Source organism: Capillibacterium thermochitinicola, assembly GCF_013664685.1.
Taxonomy (GTDB): domain Bacteria; phylum Bacillota; class UBA4882; order UBA10575; family UBA10575; genus Capillibacterium; species Capillibacterium thermochitinicola.
Genome location: NZ_JAAKDE010000075.1, coordinates 1 through 1,065, shown reverse-complemented (window position 1 = coordinate 1,065; position 1,065 = coordinate 1). Strand labels below are relative to the sequence as shown.

General features: G+C 45.3%; 1 protein-coding gene. It reads left to right on the top strand.

Annotation, left to right across the window (positions count from 1 at the left end; translation table 11 throughout):
- Positions 1 to 1,065: IS5 family transposase (locus G5B42_RS11555; protein WP_181340623.1), on the top strand; the 1,065-nt coding region annotated here is incomplete at both ends.

The following is a 1,065-nucleotide window of genomic DNA, read 5'->3' as shown; positions in this document are numbered from 1 at the left end:
TTTTGGAGGACAACTTGACCCGGAAAACCGCTGGGTAAAGTTATCAAAGCTTATTCCATGGGACGTCATTGAAGACAAGTATGCCGCGTTATTTGCCAAAAACAACACGGGTGCTCCGGCCAAACCAGTTCGCATGGCTCTTGGGGCTTTGCTCATCAAAGAAAAGGGCGGGTTCTCCGATGAAGAGGTAGTGGAACAGATCAAGGAAAACCCGTATCTTCAATATTTTATCGGGCTACCCGAGTTTCAAAAGGAAGCGCCCTTTGACCCTTCAATGATGGTTCACTTCCGAAAACGCCTAAATGCGCAAATCATGAAAGAAATCAATGAAATCATCTGTTTGGGTCAGGAAGTAAAGAAACACGAATCGGACAATGACAATCACGATGAAGATAACTCAGAGGGAGATTTAAAAGAAAACAAAAACAAAGGGCGTCTCATTATCGATGCTACTTGCGCGCCGGCTGACATTCGTTATCCTACTGACTTATCGTTGTTAAACGAAGCCCGTGAAAAGCTTGAGCGTATGATTGCTGACCTCTATGCACCCCTTAAAGGCAAAATGCCGAAACCCCGAACCTACCGGAGAAACGCCCGCAAAGACTATCTTTCGGAAGCTAAAGTTAGAAAGCACCAAAAGAAGTCCTTACGTCGGGCAATCGGTAAGCAACTACGTTATATCGCGCGGGATCTGAGAATTATTGAGCGACTTTCCAACGAAAACGGCTGTGGGCAACTAAGTCCAAGACAACAGCGGGAATACCAAATAATACAAGAGCTCTATCAGCAACAGAAGTTAATGTATGAAACCCGCACCCATCGGATAGACAATCGTATCGTCAGCATTAGTCAGCCCTATGTCCGTCCGATTGTTCGCGGAAAAGCCGCAGCTGAAACTGAGTTTGGAGCCAAAATTATGGTTAGCTTGATCGACGGTTTTGCTTTCGTGGATGAGATTAGTTGGAATAACTTCAACGAAGGGACAAAATTAAAAGAAGCTATTGAAACCTTTCGTTGGCGTACAGGGCACTATCCCAGAGTCGTTCATGCTGATGCCATCTTTCG